Source organism: Pseudomonas sp. PB105 (assembly GCF_009764655.1).
In the GTDB taxonomy this organism is placed as follows: Bacteria; Pseudomonadota; Gammaproteobacteria; order Pseudomonadales; family Pseudomonadaceae; genus Aquipseudomonas; species Aquipseudomonas cyclaminis.
Map to the genome: position 1 here is coordinate 1 of NZ_RWIO01000062.1, position 10,435 is coordinate 10,435.

6 protein-coding genes are annotated in these 10,435 nt (G+C 64.6%); all 6 read left to right on the forward strand.

Going from position 1 to position 10,435, the window contains the following annotated elements:
* Positions 1–257 precede the first annotated feature (257 nt).
* The 6 genes from lexA to uvrA all read left to right on the forward strand — a co-directional run bounded on the left by lexA (position 258) and on the right by uvrA (position 10,296).
* Complete coding sequence (gene lexA / locus EJD88_RS16465; RefSeq protein ID WP_158878492.1) at positions 258–875, forward strand: transcriptional repressor LexA; 618 nt, start codon at positions 258–260, stop codon at positions 873–875.
* A complete protein-coding gene (gene imuA, locus EJD88_RS16470; RefSeq protein WP_099583175.1) occupies positions 875–1,489 on the forward strand; it encodes a translesion DNA synthesis-associated protein ImuA in 615 nt (204 codons plus the stop codon). Before lexA ends, imuA begins: the two co-directional genes overlap by 1 nt.
* 7 nt (positions 1,490–1,496) lie before the next feature.
* Positions 1,497–2,909, forward strand: a complete 1,413-nt coding sequence (locus EJD88_RS16475; protein ID WP_099583176.1) for a DNA polymerase Y family protein — start codon at positions 1,497–1,499, stop codon at positions 2,907–2,909.
* Positions 2,885–5,977 carry an error-prone DNA polymerase gene (locus EJD88_RS16480; RefSeq protein ID WP_218574070.1) on the forward strand — a complete coding sequence of 1,031 codons (3,093 nt, stop codon included), beginning with the start codon at positions 2,885–2,887 and terminating at the stop codon, positions 5,975–5,977. The genes EJD88_RS16475 and EJD88_RS16480 overlap by 25 nt, the downstream gene beginning before the upstream one ends.
* A gap of 90 nt (positions 5,978–6,067) precedes the next feature.
* Positions 6,068–7,768, forward strand: a complete 1,701-nt coding sequence (locus EJD88_RS16485) for an ATP-binding protein (RefSeq protein ID WP_158878494.1) — start codon at positions 6,068–6,070, stop codon at positions 7,766–7,768.
* Between the two features lie 8 nt (positions 7,769–7,776).
* On the forward strand, positions 7,777–10,296 hold the full coding sequence (gene uvrA, locus EJD88_RS16490; RefSeq protein WP_158878495.1) for an excinuclease ABC subunit UvrA: 2,520 nt from the start codon (positions 7,777–7,779) through the stop codon (positions 10,294–10,296).
* Positions 10,297–10,435 lie beyond the last annotated feature (139 nt).

Sequence of the window (10,435 nt, forward strand, 5' to 3'; positions counted from 1 at the left end):
GGTTAGCCGCGCTGGGCCAAGGATGGCCCATCGCGGCGGCCCACGGATTCAAGCCGGAGTGAGGGCACACCGAGCCTAGGCGAGGTGCCGAGTGTTGGGGCAAGAGCCCTTTGGTTACTTTGGGGCTCTTTTCCAAAGTGACCCGCCGTAAGGGCGGAACCAATATCAGCCATTACCCAAATAACGGATATGTCCCCAACCCAACCCAACCCAACCCGACTACCGGCTCTTGTAAGAAATTTCCCACAAGAGTACAAATGTACTCCATGACAACCCTGACCCCCCGCCGCACCGCCATCCTGACCTTCATCCGCGACCGCATCGCGCAACAAGGCCAGCCCCCCAGCCTCGCCGAGATCGCCGAGGCGTTCGGCTTCGCCTCCCGCAGCGTCGCGCGTAAACACGTCGTGGCCCTGACCGAAGCCGGCTTCATCGAGGTCAACCCCAACCAGGCGCGCGGTATCCGCCTGCTCAACCAACCCGCGCGCCCAGAATGGCTGGACGTGCCCGTGCTCGGTCGAGTCGCCGCCGGCCTGCCCATCGGCGCCGATGCCGAAGTGCACAGCCGCTTGCAACTCGACCCCGGCACCTTCGCGAAAACCCCCGATTACCTGCTGCGCGTGCAGGGCGACTCGATGATCGAAGACGGTATCCTCGACGGCGACCTGGTCGGCGTACGCCGCAGTGCCGAGGCGTTGAACGGGCAGATCGTGGTGGCGCGCCTGGATGGCGAAGTCACCATCAAGCGTTTCGAACGCAGTGGCGACCGCGTGCGCCTGCTGCCGCGCAACCCCGCGTATCAACCCATCGTGGTGGGCCCTGACCAGGACCTGGCCATCGAAGGGGTGTTCTGCGGCCTGGTGAGGCAAGGCTGATGGGTGCCGTCGTTGCCCTGGATGCGCTGTTCAATGGCGGTCGCGTCTGGAAGGGCCGGCCGGTCGCGCCTGCGGCCAGTGTTCATCCCACCGGGCTGGCTGCGCTGGATGCGGTGCTGCCCAGCGGCGGCTGGCCGGAATCGGCCTTGAGTGAAATCCTTATGGCCAAGGAGGGCATCGGCGAACTGCAACTGGTGCTGCCGACCCTGGCACGCTTGTCAAAAGCGGGGGAGCGGATTGTGCTGGTGGCGCCGCCCTACACGCCGTATCCCCACGCGTGGCAGAACGCCGGCGTGGATGTGCGTCAGCTCTCGGTGATCCAGGCCGAGGAGCGCGATGCGCTGTGGGCCGTGGAGCAGTGCCTGCGCTCCGGCAGTTGCGGCGCGGTGCTGTGCTGGCCGCGCAAGGCCGATGACCGGGCGTTGCGGCGCTTGCAGGTGGCGGCGGAAACCGGCCAGACCCTGGCGTTTGCCTGGCGCGCCTTGAGTGAGGCGATCAACGCATCACCTGCGGCCCTGCGTCTGGCGGTCGAGGCAAAACCCGCGCAAGTGCGGGTGATCAAGTGCCGTGGCGGCTTGGCCCATCCGGCGCCGATTGCGCTGGCCGGGCATTGAGGTTGCCATGCGCTGGGTGTGTATTGTCTTCCCGCAATTGGCGCTGGACGGGGTGCAGCGTGTGCACCCCGAGCCCGACCAACCCCTCGCACTGCTGGCCGGTACGCCGCAGCGGCGCGTGCTGCAAACCGTCAACGAGGCTGCCCGCGCCTTGGGCCTGCGTCCGGGCCTTTCCCTGACGGCGGCCCATGCCCTGGCCAAGACCTTTGCCAGCGCCGAATACGACCCCGTGGAAATCGAACGCTGGCAGCAGTTCCTGGCAGCCTGGGCCTATCGCTTCAGCTCCCAGGTCAGTGTGCATTACCCGCGTGCGTTGCTGTTCGAGATCGAATCGAGCCTGGGCCTGTTCGGGCCCTGGCCGCAGTTTGAAGCGCGCTTGCGCAAGGAGTTGACCGAACTGGGCTTTCGTCACCGCATCGTCGCCGCGCCCAACCCGGCGGCGGCGCGGGTGCTGGCCAATATCTACGATGGCATGGCCATCGACGATGAGGCGTTGATGCAGGCCCTGGCACCGCTGCCCATCGACCGCGCCGGCCTTGAACCTCAGGCTGCTATCGCCTTGTCACGCATGGGCCTGCGTACCCTGGCCCAAGTGCAAGCCTTGCCCCGGCACACCCTGGCGCGACGGTTTGATGCCGGCCTGCTCAAACACCTGGATGCATTGACGGGGCAACGCCCGCTGGCCCTGGGGTTTTACCAGCCGCCGGACCAGTTCGATGCGCGCATCGAATTGAATTTCGACGTGCAGTCCCACCAGGCGCTGCTGTTCCCGCTGCGACGCTTGACCGGTGATCTATCCGCCTTCCTCTGCGGACGCGACAGTGGTGTGCAGCGTTTCGACCTGCACCTGGAACACGCCCAGATCCCCGACAGCGTGATCAAGGTCGGCCTGCTCAGCGCCGAGCGCGAACCGGCGATGCTGTTCGAACTGGCCCGTGGGCGCCTGGAGCAGGTGCAAGTCAGCGCACCGGTGCGCGGCTTTCGCCTGGTGGCCCAGGACCTGCCGGTGTTTGTGCCGCAGCGCCAGGACCTGTTCGACGACCGCCCGCAACAGACCCTGCCCTGGGAGCAACTGCGCGAACGCCTGCGCGCACGCTTGGGGGATGAGGCCGTGCAAGGCCTGCGTTTTCATGCCGACCACCGCCCGGAGTGCGCCTGGCAAGCCACCGCTGACAGTCGCCCATGCCCGACCTTGAACAAGGCGCAACGCCCCGGCTGGCTGCTCAGCGCACCCACCTTGCTGGCCGAGCAGGGCGTGCAGATCCTGATGGGCCCGGAACGTATCGAGTCCGGCTGGTGGGACGGCGCCGATATCCGCCGCGACTATTACCTGATCCAGACCCGCGCCGGCCAGCGTGGCTGGGCCTATCGCAGCGTGGGGCAGGGCGATGGCTTGTGGCTGCAAGGCTGGTTTGCATGAGCTACGCCGAGCTGCATTGCCTGTCCAACTTCAGTTTTCAGCGCGGCGCGTCCAGTGCGCTGGAGTTGTTCGAGCGGGCCAAACGCCAGGGCTACAGCGCGTTGGCGATCACCGATGAATGCACCTTGTCGGGCATCGTGCGGGCCTGGCAGGCGGCGAAGGCGGTGGAGTTACCGCTGATTATCGGCAGCGAAGTGCACATCGAAAACGGCCCGAAACTGGTGCTGCTGGTGGAAAACCTCAGCGGCTACCAGCAACTATGCCGCTTGATCACCCTGGCGCGACGGCGTGCCGAAAAAGGCCGCTATCGCCTGCTGCACGAGGACTTCGATCAACCCCTCAATGGCCTGCTGGCGCTCTGGGTCGCCGACGACAGCGACACCCAGGCCTCGATCCAATGGCTGCGCCGCACCTTCGCCGAGCGCCTGTGGCTGGCGGTGCACCTGCATTGCGGCCAGGACGATGCGCGCTATCTGGAGCAGCGCCTGCGCCTGGCCGCCAGCCTGGATATCCCGGCAGTGGCCTGCGGCGATGTGCATATGCATGCGCGCGGCCGCCGCGCCCTGCAAGACACCATGACCGCCATCCGCCATCACGTCCCGGTGGCCGAAGCCGGCACGCGCCTGCACCCCAATGGCGAGCGGCATCTGCGCAGCCTTGAGGCCCTGAGTGCGCTGTACCCCCAAGCCTTGCTTGATGAAACCCTGGCCATCGCCCGCCGCTGCACCTTCGACCTCGGCCAGTTGCGTTATCACTACCCGCGAGAGCTGGTGCCCGCAGGGCATGACGCCAAATCCTGGCTGCGCGCCGTTACCGAAGAAGGCATCGCCCTGCGCTGGCCTCACGGTATCGACGCCAAGACCTTGCAGCAGATCAACAACGAACTGGAACTGATCAGCGAGCTGGGCTACGAAAGCTACTTCCTCACGGTGCATGACATTGTGCGTTTCGCCCGCAGCCGCTCGATCCTGTGCCAGGGCCGTGGCTCGGCGGCCAACTCGGCGGTGTGTTTTGCCTTGGGTATCACCGAGATCAACCCGAGCCTGACGAATATGTTGTTCGAGCGCTTCCTGTCCCGCGAGCGCAACGAGCCGCCGGATATCGACGTGGACTTCGAACACGAACGCCGCGAAGAAGTGTTGCAGTACGTGTTCCAGCGCTATGGCCGCACCCGTGCGGCGCTGACGGCGGTGGTCAGCAGCTACCACGCCGCCGGCGCAGTGCGCGATGTGGCCAAGGCCCTCGGGTTGCCGCCGGACCAGATCAACGCGCTGGCCGACTGCTGCGGGCGCTGGAGTGACGATGCGCCGCCGCTGGAACGCCTGCGTGAAGGCGGCTTCGACCCGGACAGCCCGATCCTGCGCCGGGTGCTCACGCTCACCCGGCAACTGATCGGCTTTCCCCGGCACCTGTCCCAGCACCCTGGCGGTTTCGTGATTTCCGAATACCCGCTGGACACCCTGGTGCCGGTGGAAAACGCGGCCATGGCCGAGCGCACCATCATTCAATGGGACAAGGACGATCTGGATGCCGTGGGCCTGCTCAAGGTGGATATCCTCGCCTTGGGCATGCTCAGTGCGCTCCGCCGCTGCTTCGATCTGCTGCGCCGCCATCGCAACCTCGACCTGGCGCTGGCGACAATCCCCAAGGAAGACCCGGCCACCTACGCGATGATCAGCAAGGCCGACACCATCGGCGTGTTCCAGATCGAGTCGCGGGCGCAGATGTCGATGTTGCCCCGGCTCAAGCCGCAGACTTTTTATGATCTGGTGATCGAGGTCGCTATCGTCCGGCCTGGGCCGATCCAGGGCGGCATGGTGCATCCGTATCTACGACGGCGTAACAAGGAAGAGCCCACCACTTATCCATCGCCGGAATTGAAAACGGTGCTGGAGCGCACCTTGGGCATTCCATTGTTCCAGGAACAAGTGATGCAGATCGCCATGGTCGCCGCCGATTACGGTCCTGGCGAGGCCGACCAGCTGCGCCGTTCCATGGCCGCGTGGAAACGTCATGGCGGCCTGGAGCCGCATCAGGCGCGCTTGCGCACCGGCATGTTGAAAAACGGCTACACCGAAGAGTTTGCCGCGCAGATTTTCGAGCAGATCAAGGGTTTTGGCAGCTATGGCTTTCCCGAGTCCCACGCGGCCAGTTTCGCCTTGCTGACCTACGCCAGTTGCTGGCTCAAATGCCACGAGCCCGCGGCATTTGCCTGTGCGCTGATCAACAGTTGGCCCATGGGGTTCTACAGCCCGGACCAGATCCTGCAGGACGCACGGCGCCATCGCTTGCAGATTCGCCCGGTGGATGTGCAGGCCAGCGACTGGGATTGCAGCCTGGAACCCATCGACGGCCAGCAACCGGCGATCCGCATGGGCATGCGCATGATCGCGGGGTTTCGTGAGGAGGATGGGCGACGCATCGAGGCTGCGCGCCAACGCCAGCAGTTCAGCGATATTGCCGACTTGGACGAGCGCGCCGGGTTGGATGCCCGCGCCCAGGCCTTGCTGGCCGACGCCGGCGCCTTGCGCGCCTTGGCCCGCAACCGGCACCAGGCGCGCTGGGACGTGGCGGGGGTGCACAAACAGTTGGGGCTGTTCGCCGGGCTGCCCAGCCCCGACGAAGCTGTGGTCGCGTTGCCCGCGCCGACGGTCGGCGAAGACGTGCAGGCCGATTACGCCACCGTCGGTACCACCCTCGGCCCACATCCGCTGGCGTTGTTGCGCGAGGAGTTGCGCCAGCGGCGTTGTCGCAGTTCCCGCGAGCTGATGGCGGTGGAGCATGGGCGCAATGTGAGTGTCGCGGGGTTGGTCACGGGGCGGCAGCGCCCAGGTACCGCCAGCGGTGTGACCTTTGTGACCCTGGAGGACGAGTTCGGCAACCTCAATGTGGTGGTCTGGCGCGACCTGGCCGAACGTCAGCGCCAGGCGCTGGTGGGGTCACGGCTGCTCAAGGTGGACGGGCGCTGGGAAGCGGTCGGCGAAGTGCGGCACCTGATTGCCGGGCGTCTCACCGACCTCACGCCATTGCTGGACGGCATGCACGTGCGCAGCCGGGATTTTCACTGAGGTGCTCCCAAATTTATACCAGATGAAACCATCTGCGCCGTGTAAGCTCCAAAAATGGCGACTGTCCTCTCTTCTGCACTGAGCCGAACCATGCAATTTCTATCCAACCCCCATGGCTGTGACGGTTGGGCCGGTGAAATGGCCCAGCGTATTCGTACGTTCGATTGGTCGACCACCGACCTTGGCCCCATTGACCAGTGGTCCACCAGCCTGGCCTGCACCGTGCAGATGATGCTCGCGTCGCCGGTACCCATGGTGATGTTGTGGGGGCGGGCCGGTTACATGATCTACAACGACAGCTATTCGGCGTTTGCCGGTGGCCGGCACCCGTACCTGCTGGGCACGCCGGTGGAGCTGGGCTGGCCGGAAGTGGCCGACTTCAATCGCCACGTGGTGGACACCTGCCTGGCCGGCGGCACTCTGTCGTTCAATAACAAAGACCTGGTGCTGCTGCGCAATGGCCAGCCGGAAACGGTGTGGCTGGACTTGTATTACAGCCCCGTCGCCGGCGATAACCAGCAACCGGCCGGGGTGCTGGCGATTGTGGTCGAGACCACCGAACTGGTGAAGTCTGAACAGGTGCGCCAGGAACTTACCCATAACCTCGAACAACGGGTGGCCGCTGAAGTGCAGGCCCGCTCCGCTGCCGAGGACCAGTTGCGCCAATCGCAAAAACTCGAAGCCATCGGCGGCCTCACCGGCGGCGTGGCCCACGACTTCAATAACCTGCTGCAAGTGATCGCCGGCAACCTGCACCTGCTGGCCCGCCATGAGCCGGACAACGCCCAGGTGCAGCGCCGCGTCAGCGCGGCCATTGCGGCGGTGGAGCGCGGGGCCAAATTGTCGGCGCAGTTGCTGGCCTTTGCCCGGCGCCAGCCGTTGTCGCCGGCGGTGTACAACCCGCAACGCATCTATGCTGGCCTTGGCGAACTGTTGCAGCGTGCGCTGGGTGAAACCATTCATATCGATGTGCAATTGCCCCAGGATTCCTGGCACATCAACGTCGACCGCAACCAGTTGGAAAATGCGCTGCTCAACCTGGCGATCAATGCCCGCGATGCCATGAAAGGCGAGGGCGTGATCCGCATCAGTGGCGAAAACATCATCCTTAACCCTGGCGATTGCATCGGCAAAAGCATCAGTCCCGGCGAATATGTGCGCCTGGCGGTCACCGATACCGGCGTGGGCATGCCGCCGGCGATCCAGGCCAAGGTGTTCGAGCCGTTCTTCACCACCAAGCGCGACGGCCACGGCACCGGCCTGGGCTTGAGCATGGTGTTCGGCTTTGTGCGCCAAAGCGGTGGACATGTCGACGTCCGCAGCGAAGAAGGCCAGGGCACCGTGGTGCAGTTGTACTTCCCGCGCTGCCTGGGCGAGGAATGCCTTGAGGCGTCAGTCGAGCCGGTCGAATCGGTCGGCGGCCAGGAAACCATCCTGGTGGTCGAAGACAACGAAGGCGTGCGCCTGACCGTGGTGGATGTGCTCGAACAATCGGGCTATACGGTCATCACCGCCGAAGATGGCGACCAGGCCATGTTGAAGCTTAAAACCGGCCTGCTACCCGAGCTGATTTTTACCGACGTGGTCATGCCCGGTCGCGTTAAAAGCACCGACTTGGCCGCCTGGGCCCGCGCACAAACCCCTCCAGTGCCGGTGCTGTTCACCTCCGGCCACACCCGCGACATCCTCTCCAGCAACCACCTGCTGAGCCCCGACATTCATCTGCTGAGCAAGCCCTACAGTCCCGAAGCCCTGACGCTACGGGTGCGCAGCGTGCTCACCGCACGATAAGGTTGACCATGACTTCACAGCGCAACATCCCTGCGATCACTGCCCAGCGCCCAGGCTTTGTCAGGGTGCGCGGCGCCCGCGAGCACAACCTGCAAAACGTCGACGTGGACATTCCCCGGGATGCTCTGGTGGTGTTTACCGGCGTGTCCGGTTCGGGCAAGTCGTCCCTGGCATTTTCCACGGTGTATGCCGAGGCCCAGCGGCGCTACTTTGAGTCGGTGGCGCCCTATGCGCGGCGCCTGATCGACCAGGTCGGCGTGCCCGACGTGGACAGCATCGAAGGCCTGCCACCCGCCGTGGCCCTGCAACAGCAGCGTGGCACGCCGAGTGCGCGGTCTTCGGTGGGCAGCGTCACCACCTTGTCGAGCCTGATCCGCATGCTTTACTCCCGCGCCGGCAGCTACCCGGCGGGGCAAGCGATGCTGTATGCCGAGGATTTTTCGCCGAACCTGCCCCAAGGCGCGTGCCCCGAGTGTCACGGCCTGGGCCGCGTGTATGAAGTGACCGAGGCGCTGATGGTGCCCGATCCTGCGTTGACCATCCGCCAGCGTGCGGTGGCGTCCTGGCCGCTGGCGTGGCAGGGCCAGAACCTGCGCGACATCCTGGTGACCCTGGGCTATGACGTGGATATCCCATGGCGCGACCTGCCGAAAAAACAGCGCGACTGGATCCTCTTCACTGAAGAAACCCCCACTGTGCCGGTGTATGCCGGGTTCACCCCGGAGCAAACCCGCGAGGCGCTTAAACGCAAGCTGGAGCCCAGTTACCAGGGCACGTTCAGTGGCGCACGGCGCTACATCCTGCACACCTTCAGCCACACCCAAAGCGCACTGATGAAAAAGCGCGTGTCGCAGTTCATGCAGGGCAGCGCCTGCCCTTTGTGTGAAGGCAAACGGCTGACCCAGGCGGCGCTGTCAGTTAAGTTTGCCGGGGTGGATATTGGCGAGTTATCCCAGTTGTCGTTGGCGCAGTTGGCCGACCTGCTGCGGCCGGTGGCGGCGGGGCAGGACACGATGAAGCTGTCGGTGGAGAAACGCCTGGCCGCCCAGCGTATCGCCCAGGACCTGCTGGAGCGGGTCAGCACCTTGATCGAACTGGGCTTGGGTTATCTGTCCCTGGAGCGCAGCACGCCGACCTTGTCGTCCGGGGAGTTGCAGCGTCTGCGCCTGGCCACCCAATTGGGCTCGCAGTTGTTTGGGGTGATCTACGTGCTGGATGAGCCCTCGGCGGGCTTGCATCCGGCGGATGGCGAGGCGTTGTTCAGCGCGCTTGAGCGCCTGAAGGCCGCAGGCAATTCACTGTTTGTGGTGGAGCATGACCTGGAAACCATGCGCCGCGCCGACTGGCTGATCGACGTCGGCCCGGCTGCCGGTGAGCATGGCGGGCATGTGCTGTACAGCGGGCCGCCTGCGGGGTTGGCGGATGTGCAGGCGTCCCAGACCCGTGAGTATTTGTTTGCCGAGCGGCACGCGGTAGATCCAGCTCGCCGCGAACCCAACGGCTGGTTGAAATTGGAAGGCGTGACGCGCAATAACCTCAACGACCTGAGCGTGGATTTCCCCTTGGGGTGCTTCACCTCGGTGACCGGGATTTCCGGCTCGGGCAAGTCCAGCCTGGTCAGCCAGGCGCTCCTGGAATTGGTAGGCAGTGGCCTCGGGCGCGTGGTGGAAAACGACGAAGAACCGAGCCTGGAAGATGACACGCCGCAAACCAGTGGCGGGCAGATCAGCGCCGGGCTGGAACAGATCCGCCGCCTGGTGCAGGTGGATCAGAAACCCATTGGCCGCACGCCGCGCTCGAATCTCGCGACTTACACCGGGCTGTTCGACAACGTGCGCAAACTGTTCGCCGCCACGCCGGCAGCCAAGAAGCGCCAGTACGATGCGGGTCAGTTCTCCTTCAATGTTGCCAAAGGCCGTTGCCCGAACTGCGAGGGCGAAGGTTTTGTCAGCGTCGAGTTGCTGTTTATGCCCAGCGTGTACGCACCGTGCCCGACCTGCCACGGCGCACGCTACAACCCCGAGACCTTGGCAATCAAATGGCAAGGCCTGAGCATCGCTCAGGTGCTGGGTTTGACCGTCGAGCAGGCCGTCGAGGTCTTTGCCGAGCAGCCAGGGGTGTTGCGCTCGTTGCAGGTGCTGCGGGATATCGGACTGGGTTACCTGAGGCTGGGCCAGCCTGCCACCGAACTGTCCGGTGGTGAGGCGCAGCGCATCAAATTGGCCACCGAGCTGCAACGCAATGCCCGTGGCGCGACCTTGTATGTGTTGGATGAGCCAACGACCGGGCTGCATCCACGGGATGTGGATCGCCTGCTCAGCCAGCTCAATCATTTGGTGGATGCAGGGCACACCGTGGTGGTGGTCGAGCATGAAATGCGCGTGGTGGCCCAGAGTGACTGGGTAATCGATATCGGGCCTGGGGCAGGGGATTTGGGCGGGCAAGTCGTTGCCAGCGGCACGCCGCAAAAAGTTGCCAAGAACAAGAAGAGCCGGACCGCGCCGTTCCTCGCCCGCGAGTTGACCTAACCGCTATCGGGGCATAGGTATCTACACAACTTCCCGTGGATGCTGAATCTATGGCAAATGGGCTGTTGTGGTGAGCGGGCTTGTCCCGCGCTGGGCTGCGAAGCAGCCCCATCAAAGCCACCGCGTTTTTTCAGAAAAA